We start from the raw sequence: 24,000 nt of genomic DNA on the forward strand, positions 1-24,000 counted from the left end.
GCCTCTCCTTTCTTTAGAAAATGCGGTATCCGGCTAATCGGTAAGCCAGCCAGTAAGAGGCCCCGACAAAAATCAAAGAGACGACCGATTTGAACAGGCCGACAGCTGTAGCAACTGCATACTGGGCATCGATAAGGCCAAGCCGGTAGACGAACGTGTCAAGAATATCCCCCGTCCGGTATACGAGCGGGTTATACAGATTGAACACTTGGTCGAAGCCCGCATGGAGCACGCCGCCGAGGCTCAGCGTCGCCATCAGCACGATGATCGGCAGCATGCCCGGCAAGGTCACATGGATCGTCTGCTTCCATCTGCCCGCACCATCCATGACGGCCGCTTCGTACAAGGTAGGATTGATGCTCGTGAGCGCAGCCAGATAAACGATCGTGCCGAACCCGAATTCTTTCCAAGCGTCCGTGACGACCAGCACGTAGGGAAACAGCTTGTCGTTGCCGAGGAAAAATAACGGCTTCATGCCGAACCAGCCCATCGCCTCATTCAGCAGTCCGTGCGAAGGCGAGAGAATATCGATCAAAATCCCACCCAAAATGACCCACGAGAGAAAATGCGGCAAATAAACCAGCGTCTGCACGGTTCGCTTAATCGATGATTTCCGCACTTCATTCAGCAGTAAAGCCATGACGATCGGCGCCATTTGACCGGCTATTATTTTCAGAAAAGCGATATAGATCGTGTTCCACAGCACCTGGCCGATCCCGGGCATCTGAAGCATAAATTCGAAATTATCCCATCCTACCCACTTGGAATCGAAGAAGCCCTTTGAGGGAATGAACTGTTGAAAGGCAATGACGATTCCGGCCATCGGGATGTAATGAAAAAATATTAACAACAGGACTCCGGGCAGCAGCATCAGATGCAGAGGGAGATGCTTCTTCCATGGTCTTCTTTTGGCGGCAGCCGCTTGCATCGCTATCATTCCTTTGTGTAGTCATGTCAGCAAGAAGGAAGCAAGGACAAGCCCCGCTTCCTCCAGGTTCTTCCGTCTATTTTTTGGCTTTGTACCAGTCATTTACCTCGGTTGTAATATCGTCTCCACCCAGCTTCTTCCAGTCAGCGACGAACTTATCGAACTCGCCAATGTCCGCTTGACCCATGATGATCTTCGTGAACACCTCCTGCTTCATTTTGTCCAGCGTGCTTTTCTTGGCTGTCATCGTCGGCGTGCTCGGACCCGAATATTCATCGACCAGGTACTTGTTATCCTTCACATAGTCGCTTACTACGTTCATGCCGCCTTTGGGCCCCGCCCACTTATAGGATGACCAGGCTTGCCCTTCCTCGTTGCTGTCCGCGAATTTGCCCGACAGCCAGAGCTGGTAAAGGTCATAATGATGCTTGACATCGGCAATCGGATTACTCACATACTTCCCGGCATCTACGGATGCCTGAACGCCCCGGTGAATATTAATCAGCTCCAGCGGATCGCTTATGATGACAGCTGCATATGACGCTACATTAATTTCCTTATTAGTGCCGCCGTACCAGTAAGCGTCCAGACGTCCTTCCGGACCATACTGCTTCTCTACCGCAAAATTCAGCAGCTTCACGAGCGCCTCCGGATGTTTGAAGCCTTTGCGAACGACATAATAGTTCCCGACCGGAATACCGCCTGACGTGCTGGCCGGCTGATTGTCAAAGGAGATCAGCGGATACGGCTTCCAATCCGACTTTTCCTTCTTATAATGATCGGTCAGCGGCCACCATACCGCACCTTCGCCGGAGTAGAACATGCCTGTTTTGTTGGAAGCGATCAGCTCATACGCTTTGGCCTGATCCTTGACCGCAAATTCCGGATCGATCAAACCGGCCTTGAACATCTCCTGCAGCTTTTGCAGCGCGGGTTTGAGGCCCGGTTGAATATCCCCGTACACCAATCCCGAACCGTCCTTGACCCAGCGGCCGGGATAAGCGTGGAAGCTTTCGAAGAAGCCCATCATGGAGTTCAAATCCTTATTGATTCCGCCGAGGCCTATCGTGTCCTTCTGTTTATTGCCGTCGGGATCTTGGCTGGCAAACGCATCAGCGATTTTGTATACGTCGTCCATCGTCTTGGGCTCCGCCAGATTCAGCTTCTTCAGCCAATCTTGACGAATCCAGAGCATTTGGGCGCCGGTACCGGTAAACGTAACCCCAGGGAGCGCAAGCAGCTTGCCCCCGAAGGTGGAAGCTTTCATTCCGTTGCCGCCATCGTTGGCAATGACCTTCTTGGTTTTATCCGAAGCATATTTTTCGAATACGGCGGTCATATCCTCGACCATACCGGCATCGACCAGCCGCTTCAGCTCATTGGCGTTCACCGTCAAAATATCCGGAATATCGCCCGACGCAATGGTGACATTCATTTTTTGCTGCCACTGGGTCTGCGGAACGCTCCACTTATTGACCAACTTAATGCCAAGCTCCTCTTCATAGGAGCGGTACCAGATGTTGTTGTCGATACTGTCGCCCTTCTCGAATTTGAGGGACGGCGGCAGCCATCTGGCGGTAGTCACCTCGATCTTGGACTCGTATTTGCCCAGCGGCTCGGCGGCAGTTTGCTTATTTACGGTATTCCCTGTGCCTTGGTCACCCGTGTTCCCGTTACCTCCGCTATCCGTATTGCTGCCGCATGCCGTTATGATGAGAAGCTGTGCGGCTGCGGCGAATAGCAGGTAACGCTTTAGCCTTGCGAATTGCATGTTCAATCCCCCTTATGTTGTAACCGCTATCACTAGCTTGAATCAAGTATAAGCCCGTTACATAAGCTTGCGTAACAGGCCGTTTCTTTACATTCGCTTATCTATTTTTTACCTCGATAACGTCAAACGCTTGCTCCTCGTTCACTGCCGCTCCTCGCGCGTCCGGTAATCCTGCGGCGTATGACCGCAAGCTTTCTTGAAAAACCGCGTAAAATGCGGCGGTGAAATAAAGCCAAGCGCGGCGCTGATTTCATGAATTTTCATATCCGGCTGAAGCAGCATCCGCATGGCTTCCTTCAGCTTCGTCTCATGGATGTAGGCGAGAACGTTCGTGCCCGTCGCCTTCTTGAACGCCCGGGACAAATACGAAGGATTCCACTCTGCAACCTCGGATAAACGCATGAGAGACAGGTCATCGCCCAGGTGATCGTGAATATACCCCTTCACGAGATCGATTGTCCGGTCTCGGCGTTCCGTCTGATCCTGCTGCTGCAGCTCAAAGATCGTTTTGGCCAGCCGGTAATAATAGTCGAGCAGTGCCGCCGAATGAAGCTGAAAGCCGGAAGGCTGCAGCAAAAGCGACAAATCCGTATGAGCCGATAAGCGCTCCTGCAAATTAAACCGGTGCATATGACGCAGGAAAACGAGCGAAAGCGCAGAATAAACCGATTCATGCCGCATAGGCTCGGCTGTGAAATGCTTCCACTCGGCTTCGAAGGCTTCTTCCTGGCCGGTGGCCAAATAGTCGCCGATCAGATCCGATTTGCGCAGCATTTTCGCCCGGTAAAGCTCCGTCTCGTCGAATTCGACTTGAACGACTCCGTTACGGTCGCCGGCTTGACGATTGTATTCATGCTCCAGCATCGCCCAGCGGTCGGCGATATCCTCCCACTCGCAAGGCGAGCGGTCCAACAGACAGAACAGCGAAATATCGAAGGAGCGCAGAAAAGCGCCTTCCGCATTCTCCGCGTAATCCCGGACGGCAAGCTGAATATCGCTCCACCTGGCGGGCTCTTCCGGCTGCTCGTCCGGGCTGCTTGCCGGCGGTTGTACGAACCAGGCGATCGTGTCTTTGCCGACAAACATATACCTCATAAGCAGATGGGCATAACCGTACTGATCCTCGATCGCTTTCATTCCCGCATGAAGCTGCGTCTTGCCGGCTTTCCATGTTCCGCGGTCCGATGCCATAAGCTTGGCCATCATAAGGAGTACGGGACGCCGCGGATCGAGCGGCATGCGCAGCTCCTCGAATTGTCCGGCTATGTCCGGTGTAACGGCGGCTTCGCCATGGAGCAGCTCGCTTAACAGCTCGTTCTGCAGCAGCGGCAGCGATTGTTCCATTTGCTGCATCGCTTTGGCCATAAGTCCCTCGATCTGCCGCTCTCCCGCAATATCTTCCGTCAGCTTGCCGATCGTCTCCAGTATCGTTTCATGACCTTCGGTCTTCAGCAGATAGCTTGTATTGTCATACTGAATAGCCTCGTATACGTAATCGAATTCGCTATGCCCTGTCAGAAAGACGACCTTGCACCTCGGCCATAGACGGCGAATATGCTTATGCAGCTCCAGTCCGCTTAGAACGGGCATTCGAATATCGGTCAGCACGATGTCGAACTTCCCTCTCCTTATCCATTCGAGCGCCATCTTGCCGGAATAGGCCTTGTACAATTCCAGTTCGAACGGAAACCGTTCTTCCAGAAGGGTATAGAGACCGTCCGCGATATCGGGCTCGTCATCAACGATTAACATTCGAAGCATGCTCCTTGTCCCCCTTCCATATCGCCATCCGGACTTCCAATCCTCCGAGGCGGCTGCGCCTTACGCCGATTCCGCTGCTTTCCCCATATTTCAGACGCAATCTTCGATGAATGTTCAGAAGACCGGTCGTTTCGATCGTGCTGTCATCCGTCTCCAGCAATCGCTGCAGCTTCTCCAGCCGTTCGTGATCCAAGTGAGGGCCGTTATCCTCCACCAAAATCAGCAAACAATCGTCCGCCTCCTCGAATGCAATGGATAGAAGACCGCCTTCCTCCATATGATCGAACGCATGCTCAAAAGCATTTTCGATTAACGGCTGGAGAATAAGCCGCGGTACCAAAACCGCCCGGTAGGACTCAGGCACTTCGCCGAACTGCGCCTTCATCCGCAGACGGAAACGCCGTTCCTGAATTTCCACATAGATCATGGCATGCTTGGCCTCCTCGTAAAGCGGAACCTCATCCGAGGAATTACGGGTAATATACCGCAAATAGCTGCCCATTTGCGAGGCGAATTGCTTGGCGCTGTCATGATCCTCCACCGCAATCATGTTATACAGGGAGAAATAGCTGTTATATAGAAAATGAGGATTAATTTGCGACTGAAGCTGCTTCAGCTCGGCGCGCTGCACTAATATTTTGTGCGTATACACCTGTTCGATCAGTTCCCGCAAATGGCGGGACATCTTGTTAAATCCTTGAAGCAAATACCCGAACTCGCTGCGGCTGTTCACGGCGACCGCCACGTCCAGATCGCCCTTCTCCATCTTTCGGAACGCCTGCAAGAGCGCCAATAGCGGCCGGTGGATCATTCGGTATAGGGAAAAGCAAAGGACAATAATAAAGACGAGAAACACCGCTATTAATACCCAGAACAGCTGCTGATAACGGTACAGATTGTTGAACAGGCTTTTCTCGGGAATATAATGAATGAGCGAGAAACCGAGCAATGGCGAGAATCGAGAGGATACAAGCACGTGATCGTCGCCTTTCCCCACGCTGCTTATATTTTCGTATCCGCTCGGCTCACCGGTTTTATATCGATCGATGTACCGGTCCAAATACGGATTCTCGTAATGATGAGTGCGAACGATAAAATCGCCGCTCGAGTCGATTAGAACGGAGCCGCTGTTCTCGCTGCTTCCCAGGCCGGACAACGACTTGCTCAGCTCATTCGGGGATAGCTCCACGATCATGGAGTACAGCGCATTTTTCCCTTCGTACAGACCTCGCACCTCATGAACCAGCACGATGTACGGAATGCCGCCGTGTACATAGATGGCTTTACCCGGACTCTTCTGGGCCAGCTCGCGGGTAGCGTCGAATTGCTCGTGCGCCATTGCGCCCGTCCCCTGCATGGCGGATATCGTGCGGTCGATGGAAGGGATATGAACGGACACATCCGAAATGTAGACGCTGCTGTTCTTCAGAGCAAACAGCCTGTCCTGCAGCAGCAGGATAGCCTGACTTTTATCGAATTTGTTCATATAGTCCGGAATAACCGCCAGTTTGTTCAAAAACTCATCGTTTATCAGCTCAAACTGCAGCAATTGAATCCGTTCGACTTCCTTCTCCATGGCGCGTATATTCGCTTCAACCCGCGACTCCATCGAATTGGATATTTCGCGGCGCAGCGACTCCCGTCCCCCGGCGTAGAAGTTATTCCCGATCAAGACAATCGGTATCAGCAGTAAAGCCAGAATGATGGCAATGCGGAACAACAGTGAGCTCTTCAGCTTGCCTAGCCCCGTACGGATAAACCCACCTCCCCATTCAATTCGTATTGCTTCCGATCACGTTTCTTTTATAAGTAACCGGCGACACGCCTTGATAATTTTTAAAGGCTCGGCTAAACACGGACAAGTCATGATAGCCTACTTCCGCCGCTATTTCCCTGATCGAAAGATTCGTGGTAATGATTTGTTTTTTGACATGTTCCATTCTCAATTGCATGATGTAGCCGATAGGCGAAATGCCATATTTTATGCGAAAACATTTTGAAAGATAATCCGGAGAGAAGTGAAAGAGCTCAGACATGCGTTCCACCGTAACCGAATCCCGAAAATGGCTCTGGATGTGAACATAAATACGCTCGGCTAACAAATGCCCGGCAGGAACCTGGTCCGTCGTATCCATACTCTGTATTTCGGACAATAATTTCAACCATCTGCTTTGTGCCGCGAGAAAGTTTTGATTCCATTTAAGAGACGTTAATTCCTCTAAATCCAGCCTCCATCGTTCCATAGGGAAATATGGAAACCGCATAGCTACCGAACATTCATATTCGGGTATACGTACGCCGTCGCCGGAATTTAGTAACCTGTACTCTCCGGATGCCTTTGCCGCATCGAACCGGATATCCCAATCGCCGGACGGAAGGAAATGAACCCAATAGAACACAGCCTTTTCGGAAGAAGCTTGATGTCCGAAATGCAGCAGGCCCGGGGTTTGAATGAACCATTCCCCTTTCTCCAATTCGTATTCCTGTCCGTTTTCCGTAAAATAAACTTTCCCTTCCATTATGAACATGGCGACAAACGTCGTAAAGACGCGCTTAACGTGTTTCTCTCCAGGCGAAAGCACGGCTTTGCCCGCACTGATAAACATGGGATGCGAGAAGCTTTTGATCATGAGATACGGTCGCCCTTCCGTGTGCATGGCCCCTCCCTCTAATGACGGAAAATGTCAACTAATAATCTGATATTGTCATTTTATATAAAATATACATATGTTATCTTGTTACTGCAACTGTATGGACGACCGGAAAATGCAAAATAAGGAGAGATGGAAATAAAAAAATCTTTGGTAGAAAAGTACGCTACCCCCTACAAACTTGGGCGTCCGGTTCTCGCGGGATCCGGCATGGAAGGCGCGTTCGACAGCATTGCCGTTGACGTCCCTTTCGTCTTTTATCATCGGAATCGATTTTATATGACGTATGTCGGATTTGACGGAATAGGCTATCAAACGGCGCTTGCAACTAGCGAGAATCTCACGGACTGGAGTCCCCAGGGAGTTATCCTAGGACGTAAAGAAGGAGACTCTTGGGATCGCATCGGTGCCGCAGGAACGTGGATTCTCAAAGAATCTAACGATTTGTACGATTTGCCTACGCTCAAAAAAATCGATAATCGCTATTGGATGGTTTATCACGCTTATCCTTCTTCCGGCTACGAGGAAGGAGCCGCCGAGATGGGGCTGGCCTGGTGCGAAGATGAGGATTTACTGGAGTGGCATACGCTGGAACATCCCGTTTTCAGCTGGAAAGAAGGAACGGATTGGGAGAAAGGGGGCTTGTACAAAGCTTGTCTCATCGAATTCGAAGAGAAGTTTTATATGTTCTACAACGCTAAGGATTTGACCTCTCGCGGTTGGATCGAACAAACCGGAGTAGCGGTTTCGGATAATTTACTCCATTGGGAACGGCATGAGCATAATCCCGTTCTTGAGGTAACGGCAGGCCGGTGGGACGGCACATTCGTGTCCGATCCTTGCCTATTCAAGGACGGTGAGCTTTGGTTGAATTTTTTCTTCGGCTATGATGGCGTACATGCGCAAGAAGGGCTGGCATGCTCTTTCGACTTACTGCATTGGGAGAAACACGATACGCCTATTCTCGCATCCGGAGAGAAAGATTCCCTCGACGAAACGCACGCCCACAAAGCAAGCGTGATCTATTATAACGGCATTCTGTATCATTTTTATTGTGCCGTTCGGCCCTATCGGGATGGAGACGTTGCCGGAAAGGAAAGGAATCAATTCCGGGCGATCACCGTCGCCACATCCAAACCGCTGGAATAGGTTAACAAGGGGCCGGCTAAAAGTGTTGGCTAAAAAGCCAAAATCGACTTTGGGACAGCCCCCTTGCGTCTCCAACTAACTAAGGCTTATGGAGTTGTCATTTGTCCGCCTTACTCCGCTTCCGAGCAAATCATGATGACATTGCCGTCCGGATCCTTGACCGTAAAGAAAGCGAGCTCGCCGTGTCTCTCTATATCGGTAAAGACGGGGACGCCATTCGCTTCCAAATAGGCTCTCGAGGAATCCACATCCGGGGTTACCAGCATAAACAGGGTCTCGTAGTCGTCTCCCTGCCGGTAACGATTGTCGTCCAGCAGCACGCCGGTCCCGCTCTTCATCCGGATGTCATAGATGGAATTTTCCGGACCCGGACCGACTTCCCGGTAAGGCAGCCCCAGTACCTCACTGTGAAAACGAATAGCCCTGTTCATGTCCGTTACATTCAGAAAAATACCGCCAATCCGGTTCAAAATGGGACTATCCGTCTGATCCAGCCGCTCTACGACATCCGAAACGTAGTCGGATTGCGTAACCATCAGCGAGTTGCCGTCCGGGTCGGTAAACTTGAAGAAGGCCAAGCCCGGATGGGGCCGCTCTATCGGATATAACGGCCGTATCCCTTGTTTATCCAAAAAGCGGTAAGCTCCCTCGATGTCGGAGGTTTTATACATGAATCGGACACGCGGCGTATCCGGCGCGTTGCTCCGGTTGTCATCCAGGATTATGCCGGTTCCGCCCTGCAGCATCAGCCAATAGACGTTGCCTCCGTTTAATCTCTCTTGCAGCAAGGGCAGTCCCATCACCATGCTGTACCACTCGGCCGAGCGGCGGAGATCGGATACGTGAATAAATACGCTTTCCACCACATGATCGATCGGACTTTGGATACGCTCCATACCTGTCTCTCCTTTATTCGCGTTGGTCGTTCCAAGCGCATAAACCTTGAAAGCGTCCGGCACCCGTTTCGGCTTGTAATTGCCCGGATTTCTCCGAGGCGTATGCTCGTTCATCGCCCTTTTTTTGAGCTTGGCGTTCTGTCTCATCCGACGCTTCCTCCTTCGGTAGTATCCGGTCGATCGGGGTCAAGCCTCCTATCGAATGGGCATATAGATTTTCACAAGGGTGTCCCTCTCTGCATTCCTGCCGCCGAATACGTGATATTCCGCGAACCATTGCCGTTCTTCGTCCAGCCGATAGCTGCCGTTAGCCGCAATCCAGCGGTGCATCTTATCCAGAACGCCGGTCAGCAGGCCGTATGTCTTTGAAATACAGCAGGCATACGGACCGGAACCGATTCGTTTCTGTTCCAGCCCCTACGGTCTCTCCAGCCCTTCCAGCACAGGAGCCTCCGCTCCATCCGTCAGAAACCCGTTTTCCCACCAATAATCGTCCGAATCTTTGTTGCCGTAATGAAAGGACATATAATAGTTCCCTTGAACCGCCGGCCGGTTTTCCGTAGGCCGGTTTTCGTACCAGTCGATCAATCGCCGCTCGGCGGCCGTCTGAGCCTTCGGTCCGTATTCCCTGCAGAAATAGGCTTTTGTCTCGGTCCGTTCGACGACTTCAATCGGCTCGTTATGGAATTTGCGCTGAACGGGAAGATACAGGTGCATTCTCGTAACCCTGCCGTTGTATGCGATGAACTCCTCGATACAGGGATGCGTACCGATTTCAAATGTGCTTTTGGGCAGCCATTCGGACAATAGCCGGTCCCATCCGTCCTGAACGGTTTCCGGGGGCGATGCGGGGACCTTTCTTACGGCGTAGAGCCCACCGACGAACGGCTCCTCGGTAAACGCGCCATCGGCAGCGATCCGGTCTCCATCCGCGACCAGTATCCGGTAACCATAACGGGGTACGCCGTCTTCTTCAGGAAGATCCGTATTGTAGCCGAATATTCGTGTCTTGGTCTTACCGTTCGTCGCTTCTAAGGCGCCGAGCCTTTCGTAAACGATCCGGTAAGCTTCGTTTTCTATTCCTGCTTCTTGCTTGGATATGTGCAGGTAAGCATGCATCTTCACCGGCCATAACCGGATCACCTTGATGTCGGGAAATAGCTCCGCTTGTTCCTTGTCTTCCCTGTAATCCACTTTCTCGAGCAGGTTCACCGGTTCGAAGCTGAAGAACAAGTCCGCGCTGCGGTAGGCTGCCGGAGTCAGCCCGACGATCTTCTTGAACACTTTGGCGAAGGAATGATAGGACTCAAACCCGCTTTTCCAGGCAAGCTCCTCTACGGTACGCTTCGAGTTCCTCAGGTGATTGGCGGCGACGCTTATCCTTCTTTTGCGGATGTAGTCTTTGACGGGGTGTCCGGTGAGCGCATAGAATACCCGATACAACTGAGCGACTGATAGATAAGCCGCTTCCGCAATGCCCGAAAGATCAAGCTCCTCATCCAGATGTTCCTCGATATAGTCGATCGCCCTTTGCACGGAATTCACGTAACTCATACTCTCACCTGTTATCGATGTCGTCTTGATTATTAGTATAACAGAGGAAACAGCCCCTAATTTGTTCAAAATTCTCAGAAATGTCTTCAACAACAAAAAGAACGGATGCCTTGGCATCCGTCTCTTTCAGTCTCTCTTCCGTTCCGTTACTTATAAAACCAGTCCCGTTCGAAGACCGCAACCCATAAATCCATGCCCGTCCGCTTGAAAGGAAGCGACTTGTCGTTCTCCGCGATTTGCGGATCCTCGACCTTCGTGTAGGTCAGAAACGCTAGGCCTGACTCGTCGAACAGGCAATTGATATTCATGTATTCGTACGGGCCGGCGGCGATATCGCCCGCTATGCGCCAAGTGCTTCCGCCGTCCTGCGAAACCGCCGCCGTCAGCGGGGTACGCAAGCCGTAGTGATGTCTGCCGGGGTCGTACTCGCAGCCGTTGTAGAACATGACCAGATCGGCGGTCCCGGGAATCCGCCTGATACAGGTACAGGATTCGGGCGCGCGCAAGCCTGACGTTTGCGGCAGCGACCACGTTTCTCCGTCATCCTCGGAATAGGACAAAAAGACGGCTCCAAGCTGGGTGCGCAGCGACATGATCAAGCGCCCGCCGACGAGCTCTGCCACAGAGGCTTCCATGGCGCCCCGCATCGGCAAATCGACGACGCCCTTTGACCGCCGCCAGCTTCGCCCCTCATCGTCGCTTATCATGCAGCCGACCGTGTTATGCTGGCTCCCTTGATGGCCCGAACCAAAATGATAGGGCAGCAGCAGCCTTCCGGCAGACAATACGTTCATATGATTGGCGCCGCCCTGGAGCCATTGTCCTTCGCTGCGCTCCCATACGTGCCCGGCTTCGCTCCATGTCTTTCCTTCATCGGATGAACGGAATAAACACATGCTGGAGCTGCTGCCGCCCCGGTGGCCGCGCATGCAATGAAGCAGCAGATCTCCGGCAGCCAGCCGGCATAGGCCGGGGGCTTGTACATTATGATCGCCAGGCTGCATGTCCACGAGCAAGGCTTCGTTCTCCCAGGTCATGCCGCCGTCGCTTGAGGTTTTGGCATAGATACGGCACAACCCGAAATCGCTGCCTCCTTCGGGACCGTCCTCGTATTTATGCCAAACCAGGAGCAAGCGGCCGTCCTTCAGCCGGATGACGCTGGCCGTATCGTTTCGCGGGTTTCCCGGTCCGGCTCCGGCCACCAAACTAACCGTTACTGTCATTCTCGCATCTCCTTCCAGGTAATTGCTATTGCTGACACGCATAGTCCGAACGGCCGACGGGCGCATCATGGCTCACAGTTGCCAAGCCCCGTTCTTCCACCGGTCTTGCGCAAACGCGCGAATTTGCAGCCGCTGCTCGTCCGTCAGCTGCTGAATCGGCTTCCTCGGCAGGCCGACGTCCAAGCCTTGGACATGCAGAATCTCCTTCTCAAAGGCAATGAAATCGTATTTCAGCAGCTCGGCGATGACGCGATTCGCCTTCGCCTGCAGCAAACGCGCTTCTTCCCACTGCCCCGCCTGAAAGCTCTTGTACAGCTTGACGAAAAGCTCCGGCATGATATTGTATGTGCTCCCGATCGCTCCGCAGCAGCCGGTGGCCAGCCCCGCCAGCAAGCATTCGTCCGGCCCGTTGAATACGCGAAAATCCGGTCCGCACGCCTCGATCAGCTGCTGCAGCTCGAACGTATCCTTGGAGGTGAATTTGACTCCGGCGATTTTGTCCGATTCCGACAGCTCCTTATAGAAGCTAACGGACGACTGTACGCCCGTCATGGCCGGTATATGGTAAATAATGAGCGGCAGCTCGGACGCCGCCGCAATATCGAGATAATGGCCGCGAACCTGCTCTTGGCCATGCTTATAATAGAACGGAGCAACCGACGACAAGGCGTCGGCGCCAGCCCGCTCCGCATGCTTCGCAAGCGCCAGGCAAGTAGCCGTGTCCATTGCGCCTACGTGAGCGATGACCGGCACGGCGCCGCCGACTTCGTCCGCCACGATCTCGAGAAACCGTTCACGTTCCCGTACGGTTTGGAGAAACCCTTCCCCTGTGCTTCCGCTTAAATAAAAGCCGTCTACCCCTTTGGCGAGCAGATGGCGGACTAACGTGCGTGTCGCGCTCTCGCTTATCGCACCCGACTCATCGTAAGGCGTAATGAGCGCCGGTATGATCCCCTTGATTTGATCTACTGCAAACATGCTGTCACGTTCTCCCCTATTTCAGTTTCCGGGCCGTTGAGCTCTTAGGCGGGGGGTCCAACGAATGTTCAGACCGCACCGCGCTTGCCCTCGGTCCTTGCCCTTGCCCTGTTCATTGCCCTTGCCCTTGCCCTGCCCGAACAGCCACTACCATTCGCCCGTATTTCCGTACCTTTGCTTGAGCTTGGCGCCAAATTGCCGGCCGGCTTCGTCAATGTCCCGCAGAAGCTCCTGCATCGGCTTGCCCGCTGTGCTTCTGGCCGCAGGAATGACGGAATTGCATTCGTTGTCGTCCATGAACTTGGCCGCTTCCAGCAGGCCCGCTTCGTCTTCCTCCGGAATGCAAAGAAATCCGTGCTTATCGGCATGAATGAGCTGGCCGGGCTTGACTTTGCAGCCGAACGCTTCGACCTCGCAGCCCCAGCGGACCGGCGTGCTGTAGGCGTGCCCGATGCACAGTCTGCGCGCCAACGCCTTGAAGCCCGCATTGGTCATTTCATCCAGATCGCGGATCGCTCCGTCCGTAATGGTGCCGACGCAGCCTAGCGCACGGTGAATGTTGCTGTTCACTTCCCCCCAGAATGCGCCGATCGTCCCGGGTTTGTCCAGATCCTGAACGACGACGATTTTGGGACCGGGAACGCTGCTCACATAGTCCCGGTATTCGCTCCAGGCGTGCGGATTGCTCTTCGGATGCGACGGATTGCTCGGCTCGACCTGCACGGTAACGGCATAGCCGATCATTGCGCCCATCTGGGGCATAAAATCCCGCGTCTCTTCCGCATTGAACCCCTTCGTGATGTCGTGCTTCGTGATGGCCTCCCAGCCGTTATAGATCGTCGGCGTATTCCATCTTTTCAATTTCAACAGCTCGCTGTAGCCCAAACGTCGATCGCTCATTGCCGGTCGCGCTCCCCTCATGTCAATTTGATGGTTTCTCCCGATTTCGCCAAGGCGGTTTCCCCTTCTACGCTGAACCATACGTCCGTGGCGGAAGGATTGTGAACGAGCTCGCCGGAAACGGAGAACCGCAGCTGCTCCATCGCCTTCCCATACCGATAGATTTCGCTGTTCGTCGCATACCAAATATCGGGATGGGAGCCGACCAGCTCGCAAAACCGCTCCAGCTCCTCCCAATTCCGGTTATTTTCGAATTCGTAGCTGTGGCCCCACACATACATCAGGGACAACCGGGAATGACCCTTGCGTTCCCCGACGAATGTTTGTCCTAGCGCCAGCATGTCCCGATGATGGCAGCTCGGCGACCACTCCAGCGCGTTGTCCGGCATATCGAAGGCCCCGTGGCTTCTCGTCGTTCGTGCGTACTCCACGCCAAGAGAGGGGAGCATGTCGGTCACCTGCCGGTTCCAAGCGCCGTGCGGGTAGGACAAGCCTTTAACCGGATACTCCACGAGCTTCTCCAGTTGCAGACGATCCTGCAAAATTTCGGCGGCGACTCTGTCCTTCGGCGACTGATCGAGGAAGGGGTGATGGACCGTATGAGCCGACACCTCATGCCCCTCATACAGCCGCTTCACCTCCGAAGCCTCCACGTACCCCGGCTTACCAAGCAGCCCGGAATTCAAATGAAACGTCCCGCGGATGCCGAAGCGGTTCAAGATGCCGATCAGCGTCCGGTCGGCAACCCGTCCGTCGTCATAGCTGAGCGTAAGCGCCCTGCCCTTTCCTCCCGGGAAACGGTCGAATCGGATACGCATGTTGTTCCTCCTGAAACGTCCAAGGCGGTAAGCTCGAATCAACCCTTCACGGATCCGAGCATCGTCCCTTTGACGAAATATTTTTGTATCCACGGATAAACCAAAATAATCGGCCCGATCGAGAGCAGGGCGATTCCCGAGCGGACGTTGTTCATTGCAAGCTCGGCTTGATTCGCGTTATTGTTGAACATGACGTCGTTGCTCTGTTCGCTCACCGAGGTGAGCATTTCGCGCATCACGACTTGAATAACGGTCAATTGCTTGTCGCGTATATAAATCATCGCATCGAACCACGCGTTCCAGTGCTCGACGGCCGCCCAAAGCGCGATCGTAGCGAGCACGGGGGTGGACACCGGAATGATGATCCGGAACAGGATCGTCAAGTAGCCGGCTCCGTCAATCACGGCCGACTCTTCCATCGCCACGTCCAGCGACATGAAATAATTGCGCATGATGATGATGCTGAAGATCGCTACCGCTCCCGGAATAATGAGCACGAGAAAGTTGTCGAGCAGTCCCAAGCTTCTTATGATCAAGTAAGTCGGGATCAGCCCGCCGCCGAAAAACATCGGCATGATGAAGTAAGTGGTGACATAGCCGCGAAAAGGAAGCTCCTTCTTGGCAAGCGGATAGGCCGCCAATATCGTAAAGAGCACCTCAAGCGCCGTTCCCGCCGCCGTCCGCGTGACCGAGTTCAAATACGGACGGACGATATCCCCGTTCGAGAGCAGGAAGCGGTACGCCTCCGCCGACCACTTTTCCGGCCAGAAGTGAAAGCCCAGCGTAGTCGCTTCCCGCCCGTCCGAGAAGGACAGCACGATTAATTGCCAGAACGGGTACAAAATAACCAAAGAAAACACGATCATGAAGGCAATGTTAACCGCGTCGAACCACCAACCGGGACGAAGCCTGCTGCGGCTTCTGTTTGTGTGCAGCTGCAGTCGTTCCATTTACCACACCCCGTAGTCGTTGAATTTGCGCACGATTTGATTGGCGGTGACGAGCAGCACGACCCCTACCGCATTTTTGAACAGACCAACGGCGGCCGAATAATCCATCTTGAATTCGACAAGGCCCGTACGGTACACATACGTATCGATGATATCGCCCACCTCGTACACAAGCGGACTGTACAGGTTAAGAATTTGATCGAAGCCGCCGGATAAAATATGGCCCAGCCGCAGCAGGAACAGGATCGTAATAACCGGTATAAGCGAAGGCAGCGTGATGTAAATCATTTTGTGAAAACGGTTCGCCCCGTCCGATTCCGCCGCTTCATAGAGCTCCGGCGAGATCGAAGCGATCGAGGCTAAATAAAGAATCGAGGCCCAGCCTACTTCTTTCCAGACGTCGGAGATAAGCAGCAGCGGAATGAAGAACGTTTTGCTGGACAAAAAATTGATCGGCGAGCCGCCGAACAACGTAATGACGTAATTCACGATCCCTCTCTGCGGGGAAAAAACTTCCACGACCATGCCGGCGATAATGACCCACGACATGAAATGGGGCAAATACGATATGCTCTGCACCGTTCGTTTCAACCGCGTTTTCGTAATTTCGTTGATCAGCAGCGCGAACAGAATCGGAAACGTAAAGCCGACCAGCAGCCTCAGCACGCTGATGATAATCGTATTTCGCAAGGCGCGTATGAAAATAAAATCATGAAACATCGTTTTGAAATGCTCGAACTGATTCCACGGACTGGCCCAGATGCCGAGCCCCGGCTTAAAGTCCTTGAACGCGATGATGACGCCGTACATCGGAGCATAATGAAAGACCGCCAAATGCAGCGCAGGCAAAAGCAAAAGCAGGTACAGCATTTTCATCTTCTTTATTCGTTTCCAAGTCAACGATCTTGATGTTCCGACCAAGGAAGCCAAGCTCCCACCGCCTTTCTTGACAACGGGGAGACCGGTCTGCCGCAAAAGCAAACGATCCCCCCGCGCGTTTCTACTTTCCAGTTAGCCTATTTTTTGCGCAAATCGGCTACCTTCGGCGCCTTCTCCAGTTCGGCCAGGATTTCGTCGCCGCCGCTGCTGCGCCAATTTTTCACGTAGGCGTCCCATGCGGTATCCACGTCGACTTCTCCCGTAATCGCCTTGAATAAGAATTCGTCCATAATCGTCTTCAGCTTCGCACCGTATTTCGTTTTCAGCTCGTTGTATTGGGTCTGGTTGAAATAATCCCATTTGAAGGGGCGGTACGCCATTTTCCGGCCGGCATCGGTACCGAAGAAGCTTTCCGTCAATTTCCCGACGGCCGCGTTGTTGAAATACGCCGTCACGTCTCCCCGCTGAATCGGCATGTTGTAATACCCGATGCCCATCTTCTCGCGGTCGGCTTCTACCGTTTGTTTCGCAACGACTGCCGATTTGCCGGCTTCACCCTCCCACGAGTAATCCGTTCCTTCTTCGCCGAACGTCGAGAGCATGAAGCCTTCTTTATCCAAGTTGATGTAGTCGAATATTTGCAGGATTCTGGCCAGCTTCTCGTCGGAAACGTCCTTCTTGATAACCATCGCATAGCCGAAGCCGTCTACCGGCGTATACGCGGCCGAGCCTTGCTGGCCTTGGAATCCGATCGGCGGCGGCGTAAACAGGAACTTCGCATTAGGCTCCTTGAGCACCAAATTCCCGGGCGGCCGGTTGAACGTAAACGGCACCATCCCTGCTGCCTGCACCTGCACCTGGGCGACGCCGTATTTTCCAGCCGCGAATTTCTCCCAGCTTTTGGCGCGGTTCAGCGTGGTGAATTCCGGATCGATGTATCCTTTTTTGTTCAGGGATGCCATGTATTTCAAGAACTCTTTGTAGTTTTGGGTGATTGCATAGTCCGTTATCCTCGTGTTATCATCCACGCCGAAGCCGAACGCTCCCGCTTCCGTGTTCATCGCCCATGAGGCATCGCTGTTGTTCAGCAGCAGCCCATACGTATCCTTCTTCCCGTTGCCGTCAGGGTCGTTGTTCACGAAGGCTTCGAAAATTTTCTGCTCCTCGTCGAGCGTAAACGCTTGCTTGGTGAAGAAGATGCGTTCCAGCCCGCCCGATGTGCCTACGGGAACGACTTCGCCTTTCGGCTTGATTCCGACCTTTTCCAGCCAATCCAGACGGTACGCCTGCCCCCAGATCAGATTTTCCCATTCCTGCTTGAAGCCGGTGAGCGCGAAATATTGCCCTTCTTTGCCCTGGACTTGATTCACCTTCCAGCCTGTCGGCTGGTCGGACAGCATCTTGGCGTAGTTAGGCGCGTACTTCTCGATCATGTCTTTGGGAATGCTGCGTGTGACGGCGTCTGCATACAGCTTCTCTGGCGCGTCGATAAACGCGATATCCGGCAGCTCCCCTGAAGCGACCATCAAGTTTTTTTGTTCCTTGTTGTTGACGTCGACTTTGCGGTTGGCCAGCTTCACGTTGAATTTCTTCTCGATCATCTGCTGCACCTTGTTATTATCCTCGACCTTACCTCTGGCCCCTTGGCCGACCCAGCTGATTTCGATCGTTTTGGACGTATCCGCCGGTTTGTCCGATGCTTGCGCAGGATTCGTTTCCGTCGCCGGCTTCCCCCCGGAGCACGCCGAAGCCATAAGAGCGACCGCCAAAAGCGATGCCGCCACGCTTGCTTTGTTTCTAGCCATATTGTTCCCCCTCATTACGTATATTTGACTTGCACGTTCATTATATAAAAGAAGCCCCTGCGATCCGTAACAGAATCATCAGGGGTTTATAATACGATTCTCACCTGTTTGGATACGCTTCCACGGAATCGCTCCTGCGGTAAGGAAGACGGATGGCGACGGTCGTTCCCGTCCCCTCGCTATCGACCGACAAGCCGTAACGGTTTCCAAAATGCAGCTTGATTCTGCTGTTCACATTGTACAAGCCGATGTTGCGCCGATCCCTCCGGTCCAAATTGCGACGAATGTCATCCAGCGTCTTCCGGCCGATGCCGGGCCCGTTATCCGTAATCGTCAATTCGATATCCTCGCCGGACCTCGCCCCGCGAACGGATAGGTTCACCCGGCTGTCCGGCGCCAGAAGGCTGTGCTTGATCGCATTCTCGATGATCGGCTGCAATATCATCTTGTTGATCGTGCAGTCTGCGATGTCCTCGTCTACCCGCCACTCGCAGCGGACCCTCTCGCTATACCGGTAGCTCATGATTTTTAAATAGGACTGGGCATTGGCGACTTCCTCCCGCAGCGTCGTGAGCGGGCTGTCTTTGCCCATCGCATAGCGAAACATCCGGCTGAGCAAGCCGATCATATCGGCCGCCAAGTACCGCTCGCCCTCCTCGACCATATACATGATGTGCTCCAGCGTATTGTAGAGGAAATGAGGATTGATTTGGGCCTGCAGCGCCTCCAGATGCAGCTCCTTTTTCTCGAATTCCAGCGTCAGCCTTTCCTCGCCCGCCGCCAGCGTGTCCGCAACCAAGCCGTCGATTCTCTCCAGCATGCGATTGAACGAGAGGCGCAGCTGCTCGACTTCGTCGATCGCGTAAGGCTGCTCCGATGCCAAGAGCGCCAGGCTGTCCGTTTCTTTGCGTCCATACTGATTTTGCAAGGAAGCGAGCGGCCTTACCAAATACTGCGACATCAAATACGAAAAAATGAGGATCAGCAAAAAGAGGATGAGCAGCAAATAAACGTCGTCATAGAACAGCCTCAAGACTTGGTCCTGTATGGCCGAGGCGTCATACCGCGCGATCAAATACCAAGGTAGCGAACCGATTTTCTCCGCGAAATAAATCGCGCTGCCGGTGCGGAACGAATCGGCCGTCATGCCGCCGGGCGCAAAAGGAAGCTCCGCAAGCTGACCGACCTTTTCCGCATCGGGCTGCGACAGAATGCGCCCCTGATCGTCGACGATGAAAGCATCGCTGCCGCTCCCCTTCAAATCGGCATACAGATTGGTCAAGAAAACGCCGTTGATGTCCGTTTTCAAGTAACCGACCGGACGGGAATACCGGTTGATATCGACGATGCCGATCGCGAGGCTTATGGTGGAAGATGCCGTATCGGCGGGCGGGAGCCAATAAAAGATGTTTTTACGGCTGGCGCGCATTTGTTCGAAAAAAGACGGTTCGATTTTGGCCGCATGCTTGTACCGGTTGCTGTAAATCAGCCGATTGTCCAAGTCGTAAACGCCGATCGCATCTTCGCTAAGCGTCGGAAAGCTGCTGTCGAAGATAAGCTGATCCATCTCGCCCTTCCGCTTGTCGCTCGGCTCCGATACGTAGGATGCCACGAACGCATCATACCCCAGCCTGGTCAAGGCCGTTTCTTTTTGTCCCGCGAACAGCTCGACCCGCTGGGCCGTCTTATCGAACAGCACATGAAACGTTTCTTCCAATTCCCTTGCGATAATCCGCGACGAGTTCACATAGAAGATCGTGACGAACAAGCCGATAGGGAGCAAGATAGTCAATAAAAAGTATACGAAGAAACGGTCTCTCATCGTAACCCTGCGATGCGCAGCGACCCGCTCGTCAAAGGCCGGCTTCCCCGGCGCCTCCGGCGTATATTTCCTTCCGATCCAGCCGATCAGGCTGTGCAGGGGAACCAAAATTTTACGGCCGATCCAGTGGGAAAGGAAAAATGCGAGCAATGCGCTGCCGCCTAAAATGAGCATCGTATAAACGCCCAGCGTTCGCAGCTGTTCCTGGTGAAACCCCGATGCCGCTTCCGCAACCGCGATTCGGATCCCGTGAAAGCCGATATCCCGAAATACATACGTTTTCCCGGAAAGCGGGTATCCGCCGTTCGGCTGCGGCTTGCCCGCGTTTTTTTGCAGCAGCTCGTTTAATTCCGGCGCAACGTCGCTTCCGCTGAACAATACCTGATCCTTGGCGTCGAGAATGGCCAGCGATTCGCCGTAAGACAGCACATGATTGAAAGCGCCTGCATGAATGTCGATTTTCAAGATGCCCAGAGTGCCGCCCGATCCGACGACAGGGCAAATAAAATAGCTCGATCGGTTCCACTCGTCGAGCAGCCTCCGAAACGCATCGTCCTGAACGTCGGAAGAAGTTAATGCTAACGCCGCATACGTCCGGTTCGCGGGCACGAAGCCGATTTCATGGCCAATGCTGTCCAGGGACATTCGGTTGCCTTCAAAGTAGAAGGGCGAATATTGATTGTTGGAGCTGTATTGGCTGTCCCTCGTCCATATCGTGATGCTGCCGATCAGCTCGTTGCCCTTGTTCAGGTTGAACAAGGACGATTCCACATTTTCGGATAGAACCACTTTCTCGTAGGACGCGACGTCCGGACGCTGCAGCCTCTCCAGCGTTCCGATCAGTTTGCTGCTGTTCCGCAGCCGGTCCATCGTTTGGTAAATATCCTCGAACTGCTTCCGCACATCCGCAGCCGTCTGACTGCCTTTCATCGTTTGCATCAAGTCGGTTTTCTCTTCGATATAACGCTCGGTCTTCCCATACAGCACATAGCCGGTCAGAACGATCAGCAGCAGCACGCTCGCGAGGGAGAACAGCATCAGAAACCGGTTCAGTCTAATCGCCCTTCGTTTCACCGCGCGCCCTTCCCGGCCGATAACACGACGCCGCCGCTTTCCCGATACGTTTGGGGCGTAACGCCGCTTAGCCGTTTGAACATTTTATTGAAATACGAAAAATTGCCGTAGCCGACGCGCATCGAAATTTCAAAAACCTTAAAGTCGGTATGCAGCAGCAGTTTCTTGGATTCGTTGATTCGGACTTCGTTCAAATAATCGATAAAGTTGCCGCCCGTCTCTCTTTTGAAAATCGTGCTGAAGTAATTCGGATTGACATGCAGCCGCTCCGACACATCCTCGAGCCGGATCCGTTCGGCAAAGTTTTCGGCGATATACCGTTTGGCGTTAGCGACATAGGAATTGCCTGCTTCTCCCATTCTCACGGCATTCTCCACCGTCACGCGCTGTCCCGCTTCCTTCTCCAAATCTCTGGAAATATCCCGAAAAAGGCCGACCAGCTCGTCCCGCATAACCGGCTTCAGGAGATAGCCTCTCACGCCGAAGCGGATCGCTTCCTTGGCATATTGAAAATCATCGTATGCGCTCATCAAGGCCACTTTAATATGAGGGAACTCCTTACGGAGATGGTCAGCCAGCTCCAGCCCGTTCATATTCGGCATTAAGATATCCGTCAAGACGGCATCCGGACGGCAGTCGCGAATCATCTGAATGGCCGCCTCCCCGTTCGAGGCGCATCCCGCGACTTCGAACCCGATGTCTTCCCAAGGCATGTTGTTCTTCACCCTGTCGCGAATGAACGCTTCGTCGTCCGCTATCAAAACCTTGTACATCGGCTCCCCCTCCTGTCGTGAACGCAACGCATTATAACAAAAACAGCATAATTCATTTTAACATAGGAAGCCTAGAGGCGGATGAACGCGGGTTATCGGTAAATAACACAATTCTCAGCATTTCCTAACACAATTCTCACGAATCGGAGCCGCCGTCTTCCACGGAAAGTCCTCTTCGGCTCTGACAGTTCCTTCCCGATTGGCCAAATATCCTCTTCAAGCGCCATCCCCCTTCTAGTATAATGCTAACAAAGAGAGTCTCCCTGCGGGGCCGATTAATTCTATAGAAACCGGGTGATACGATGGCTATACCTTACAACAACCTGTCTTTTAAGGCGATCAACAACACCGACAACGGCGAAACCTCTTCGGAAACGATCTTTCATTACAAACAGGACGGCAGCATTATTTCCGCTACCTACTCCGGCGGTTCGATCTTATCCGGTACGCTTGTCGGGATCGTCCGCGAGGACGATACGCTTCATTTTCGCTATAGCCATGTGAACGATCGCTATCAGCTTCGCAGCGGGATCTGCACCTCGACCCCGGAAATTATGCTTGACGGACGCATCCGGCTGCATGAGAAGTGGCAGTGGACGGTTGACGAACACAGCGAAGGCGAATCGATAATTGAACAAATCAAGTAACCTCGAGCCGCGGTCGTTGAGAGAACCACCCCAATAGGCCTGTTTGAATAGATGAAAAGACGACCCTCAACCCCAACAATGGGACAGAAGGTCGTTTTTTATTTGTTCCTCTTCACGGATCCGAAAAAGTAGAAGTTCTTCAGGGACTCCCCATAGCGAGAGTGCCTATGTCGTTGCAGGATTTAAGGGCGCGCAGCGGCGGCGGCTTTGTTCGCTTAGCCGACCCGGTACCGGTTAAGCACTTGCTCATCCACCTCGATGCCGAGGCCCGGACGATCCGTAGGGACGGTCACGTAGCCGTCTTTAAACGCAATCTCCCTGCTTACCAGATCGCGGGCCAGCGGCGAAGTCGAAACCGTATATTCGATCATGAATCCGTTCGGAATCGCTGCGGCGAAGTGCGTGCTTGCCGCAACCAGAATTCCTGTTTTGAATGCATGCGGAACCACCTTTTTATGACGGTCGTGAGCCAGGCTCGCAATCTTCTTCCCCTCTGTCAGTCCCCCGACGCGCGCAAGATCCGGCTGAATAATATCCAGATGTCCTTCGTCCATCAGCCTCTGGAAAGCCAGTCTTCCGCTTTCCTGCTCCCCTCCCGCTATCGAAAGACGCGTCCGATCCGAAAGTTCGCGGTAGCCGGCAATATTATTGGAATGGACGGGCTCTTCCAGCCAGAATAGATTGTACTTTTCGTAGATTTCCGCCATCCGCAAGGCCCCCTTCAAATCCCAGGCCAAGCCGGCATCGATCATGATGTCGATATCGTCGCCAACCGCTCCGCGGATCGCTTTTATTTGGGCTTCATCGAATTTGGCGTCCCGTCCGATCGGTCCCCAGCCGAATTTCATCGCTTTGTACCCTTGCTTTGCGTATTGCTCCGCCATACGGGCCGCTTCCTCGATCGTTTCCGGCATCAGGGCGCTGGCATACGCCTTCAGTTTGCGGTTGAACACGCCGCCCATCATCTCGCAAACCGGACGGTTCATCGCCTTCCCCAAAATGTCCCATAGGGCAATGTCCACGCCGCTGATCGCATGGAGTGCAGGCCCCGTTCGGCCGAAGTAAATCGTACCGCGATACATTTTATCCCATAACCGTTCGATTTCGATCGGATTCTCGCCGATCAGCAAGCTGCGAAGTCCGGTAGCAATCGAATGAGACGGCGCAGCATTGACAACGGCCTGCGCAACAAGCGGGGAGGAATCCACCTCGCCTATCCCGACAATGCCTTCATCCGTATGAATCCTTATCACCAGCGTATCCTGCGTTCCATCACACCGCTCGGCATCCAGATCGGGTACTCTCAAGTGAATCGCTTCTACTTCCGTAATTTTCATTGGGTTTTTCCTTCCATCTATTATTTTAGTCCAATCATAAGATCTGCCTCGATAATTGTCAACAATCAATTGATTACAATGAGG

Annotated in this window: 20 protein-coding genes; 2 read left to right on the forward strand and 18 right to left on the reverse strand. The window is 53.4% G+C overall.

Annotated elements, in window-relative coordinates:
- Positions 1 to 13: 13 nt before the first annotated feature.
- From ACKGJP_RS30545 to ACKGJP_RS30565, 5 genes are all read right to left on the reverse strand, one after another.
- A complete protein-coding gene (locus ACKGJP_RS30545; RefSeq protein ID WP_409342527.1) occupies positions 14 to 928 on the reverse strand; it encodes an ABC transporter permease in 915 nt (304 codons plus the stop codon).
- Positions 929 to 1,004: 76 nt separating this feature from the next.
- Complete coding sequence (locus ACKGJP_RS30550) at positions 1,005 to 2,699, reverse strand: extracellular solute-binding protein (protein WP_409342528.1); 1,695 nt, start codon at positions 2,697 to 2,699, stop codon at positions 1,005 to 1,007.
- Between the two features lie 141 nt (positions 2,700 to 2,840).
- Positions 2,841 to 4,451, reverse strand: a complete 1,611-nt coding sequence (locus tag ACKGJP_RS30555) for a response regulator (RefSeq protein ID WP_409342529.1) — start codon at positions 4,449 to 4,451, stop codon at positions 2,841 to 2,843.
- Positions 4,438 to 6,180 (reverse strand): sensor histidine kinase, encoded by a 1,743-nt coding sequence (locus ACKGJP_RS30560; RefSeq protein WP_409342530.1) that lies wholly within the window; start codon positions 6,178 to 6,180, stop codon positions 4,438 to 4,440. Before ACKGJP_RS30560 ends, ACKGJP_RS30555 begins: the two co-directional genes overlap by 14 nt.
- A gap of 52 nt (positions 6,181 to 6,232) precedes the next feature.
- Positions 6,233 to 7,117: an AraC family transcriptional regulator gene (locus ACKGJP_RS30565; RefSeq protein ID WP_409342531.1), complete on the reverse strand. Its 885-nt coding sequence runs from the start codon at positions 7,115 to 7,117 to the stop codon at positions 6,233 to 6,235.
- Positions 7,118 to 7,243: 126 nt separating this feature from the next.
- Between ACKGJP_RS30565 and ACKGJP_RS30570 the strand changes: the two genes are divergently transcribed.
- On the forward strand, positions 7,244 to 8,260 hold the full coding sequence (locus ACKGJP_RS30570) for a hypothetical protein (RefSeq protein WP_409342532.1): 1,017 nt from the start codon (positions 7,244 to 7,246) through the stop codon (positions 8,258 to 8,260).
- A gap of 110 nt (positions 8,261 to 8,370) precedes the next feature.
- Here the strand turns inward: ACKGJP_RS30570 and ACKGJP_RS30575 are convergent, their stop codons facing one another.
- The 12 genes from ACKGJP_RS30575 to ACKGJP_RS30630 form a co-directional block, all read right to left on the reverse strand.
- A complete protein-coding gene (locus tag ACKGJP_RS30575) occupies positions 8,371 to 9,303 on the reverse strand; it encodes a VOC family protein (RefSeq protein WP_409342533.1) in 933 nt (310 codons plus the stop codon).
- Positions 9,304 to 9,351: 48 nt separating this feature from the next.
- On the reverse strand, positions 9,352 to 9,486 hold the full coding sequence (locus ACKGJP_RS30580) for a hypothetical protein (RefSeq protein ID WP_409342534.1): 135 nt from the start codon (positions 9,484 to 9,486) through the stop codon (positions 9,352 to 9,354).
- Between the two features lie 87 nt (positions 9,487 to 9,573).
- Positions 9,574 to 10,710, reverse strand: a complete 1,137-nt coding sequence (locus tag ACKGJP_RS30585) for a helix-turn-helix domain-containing protein (RefSeq protein ID WP_409342535.1) — start codon at positions 10,708 to 10,710, stop codon at positions 9,574 to 9,576.
- Between the two features lie 146 nt (positions 10,711 to 10,856).
- On the reverse strand, positions 10,857 to 11,933 hold the full coding sequence (locus ACKGJP_RS30590; protein ID WP_409342536.1) for a sialidase family protein: 1,077 nt from the start codon (positions 11,931 to 11,933) through the stop codon (positions 10,857 to 10,859).
- Positions 11,934 to 12,005: 72 nt separating this feature from the next.
- Positions 12,006 to 12,911 (reverse strand): N-acetylneuraminate lyase, encoded by a 906-nt coding sequence (locus ACKGJP_RS30595; protein ID WP_409342537.1) that lies wholly within the window; start codon positions 12,909 to 12,911, stop codon positions 12,006 to 12,008.
- 147 nt (positions 12,912 to 13,058) lie between these two features.
- A complete protein-coding gene (locus ACKGJP_RS30600) occupies positions 13,059 to 13,811 on the reverse strand; it encodes an RraA family protein (RefSeq protein ID WP_409342538.1) in 753 nt (250 codons plus the stop codon).
- A gap of 17 nt (positions 13,812 to 13,828) precedes the next feature.
- Complete coding sequence (locus ACKGJP_RS30605; RefSeq protein WP_409342539.1) at positions 13,829 to 14,629, reverse strand: polysaccharide deacetylase family protein; 801 nt, start codon at positions 14,627 to 14,629, stop codon at positions 13,829 to 13,831.
- Positions 14,630 to 14,667: 38 nt separating this feature from the next.
- Positions 14,668 to 15,579, reverse strand: coding sequence for a carbohydrate ABC transporter permease (locus tag ACKGJP_RS30610; protein ID WP_409342540.1), 912 nt, complete (start codon positions 15,577 to 15,579; stop codon positions 14,668 to 14,670).
- The gene (locus tag ACKGJP_RS30615; RefSeq protein WP_409342541.1) at positions 15,580 to 16,455 is read right to left on the reverse strand and encodes an ABC transporter permease; all 876 of its coding nucleotides are present in this window, start codon (positions 16,453 to 16,455) and stop codon (positions 15,580 to 15,582) included.
- A 140-nt stretch (positions 16,456 to 16,595) separates the two neighbouring features.
- On the reverse strand, positions 16,596 to 18,263 hold the full coding sequence (locus tag ACKGJP_RS30620; protein ID WP_409342542.1) for an ABC transporter substrate-binding protein: 1,668 nt from the start codon (positions 18,261 to 18,263) through the stop codon (positions 16,596 to 16,598).
- Between the two features lie 100 nt (positions 18,264 to 18,363).
- Positions 18,364 to 21,159, reverse strand: a complete 2,796-nt coding sequence (locus ACKGJP_RS30625) for a sensor histidine kinase (RefSeq protein ID WP_409342543.1) — start codon at positions 21,157 to 21,159, stop codon at positions 18,364 to 18,366.
- On the reverse strand, positions 21,156 to 21,932 hold the full coding sequence (locus ACKGJP_RS30630) for a response regulator (RefSeq protein ID WP_409342544.1): 777 nt from the start codon (positions 21,930 to 21,932) through the stop codon (positions 21,156 to 21,158). Before ACKGJP_RS30630 ends, ACKGJP_RS30625 begins: the two co-directional genes overlap by 4 nt.
- 302 nt (positions 21,933 to 22,234) lie before the next feature.
- Between ACKGJP_RS30630 and ACKGJP_RS30635 the strand changes: the two genes are divergently transcribed.
- The gene (locus ACKGJP_RS30635) at positions 22,235 to 22,579 is read left to right on the forward strand and encodes a n-acetylglutamate synthase (RefSeq protein ID WP_409342545.1); all 345 of its coding nucleotides are present in this window, start codon (positions 22,235 to 22,237) and stop codon (positions 22,577 to 22,579) included.
- A gap of 215 nt (positions 22,580 to 22,794) precedes the next feature.
- Here the strand turns inward: ACKGJP_RS30635 and ACKGJP_RS30640 are convergent, their stop codons facing one another.
- Positions 22,795 to 23,916, reverse strand: a complete 1,122-nt coding sequence (locus ACKGJP_RS30640; protein ID WP_409342546.1) for a mandelate racemase/muconate lactonizing enzyme family protein — start codon at positions 23,914 to 23,916, stop codon at positions 22,795 to 22,797.
- Positions 23,917 to 24,000 lie beyond the last annotated feature (84 nt).

The sequence above is a fragment of the Paenibacillus litoralis genome (assembly GCF_046244365.1).
GTDB lineage: Bacteria > Bacillota > Bacilli > Paenibacillales > NBRC-103111 > Paenibacillus_V.

Excerpts from the sequence above, each read along its gene's own strand:
- ACKGJP_RS30545 (WP_409342527.1), bottom strand. The coding sequence starts at position 928 with ATGCAAGCGGCTGCCGCCAAAAGAAGACCATGGAAGAAGCATCTCCCT.
- ACKGJP_RS30550 (WP_409342528.1), bottom strand. The coding sequence starts at position 2,699 with ATGCAATTCGCAAGGCTAAAGCGTTACCTGCTATTCGCCGCAGCCGCA.
- ACKGJP_RS30555 (WP_409342529.1), bottom strand. The coding sequence starts at position 4,451 with ATGTTAATCGTTGATGACGAGCCCGATATCGCGGACGGTCTCTATACC.
- ACKGJP_RS30565 (WP_409342531.1), bottom strand. The coding sequence starts at position 7,117 with ATGCACACGGAAGGGCGACCGTATCTCATGATCAAAAGCTTCTCGCAT.
- ACKGJP_RS30570 (WP_409342532.1), top strand. The coding sequence starts at position 7,244 with ATGGAAATAAAAAAATCTTTGGTAGAAAAGTACGCTACCCCCTACAAA.
- ACKGJP_RS30575 (WP_409342533.1), bottom strand. The coding sequence starts at position 9,303 with ATGAGACAGAACGCCAAGCTCAAAAAAAGGGCGATGAACGAGCATACG.
- ACKGJP_RS30580 (WP_409342534.1), bottom strand. The coding sequence starts at position 9,486 with ATGCACCGCTGGATTGCGGCTAACGGCAGCTATCGGCTGGACGAAGAA.
- ACKGJP_RS30585 (WP_409342535.1), bottom strand. The coding sequence starts at position 10,710 with ATGAGTTACGTGAATTCCGTGCAAAGGGCGATCGACTATATCGAGGAA.
- ACKGJP_RS30590 (WP_409342536.1), bottom strand. The coding sequence starts at position 11,933 with ATGACAGTAACGGTTAGTTTGGTGGCCGGAGCCGGACCGGGAAACCCG.
- ACKGJP_RS30595 (WP_409342537.1), bottom strand. The coding sequence starts at position 12,911 with ATGTTTGCAGTAGATCAAATCAAGGGGATCATACCGGCGCTCATTACG.
- ACKGJP_RS30600 (WP_409342538.1), bottom strand. The coding sequence starts at position 13,811 with ATGAGCGATCGACGTTTGGGCTACAGCGAGCTGTTGAAATTGAAAAGA.
- ACKGJP_RS30605 (WP_409342539.1), bottom strand. The coding sequence starts at position 14,629 with ATGCGTATCCGATTCGACCGTTTCCCGGGAGGAAAGGGCAGGGCGCTT.
- ACKGJP_RS30610 (WP_409342540.1), bottom strand. The coding sequence starts at position 15,579 with ATGGAACGACTGCAGCTGCACACAAACAGAAGCCGCAGCAGGCTTCGT.
- ACKGJP_RS30615 (WP_409342541.1), bottom strand. The coding sequence starts at position 16,455 with ATGAAAATGCTGTACCTGCTTTTGCTTTTGCCTGCGCTGCATTTGGCG.
- ACKGJP_RS30620 (WP_409342542.1), bottom strand. The coding sequence starts at position 18,263 with ATGGCTAGAAACAAAGCAAGCGTGGCGGCATCGCTTTTGGCGGTCGCT.
- ACKGJP_RS30630 (WP_409342544.1), bottom strand. The coding sequence starts at position 21,932 with ATGTACAAGGTTTTGATAGCGGACGACGAAGCGTTCATTCGCGACAGG.
- ACKGJP_RS30635 (WP_409342545.1), top strand. The coding sequence starts at position 22,235 with ATGGCTATACCTTACAACAACCTGTCTTTTAAGGCGATCAACAACACC.
- ACKGJP_RS30640 (WP_409342546.1), bottom strand. The coding sequence starts at position 23,916 with ATGAAAATTACGGAAGTAGAAGCGATTCACTTGAGAGTACCCGATCTG.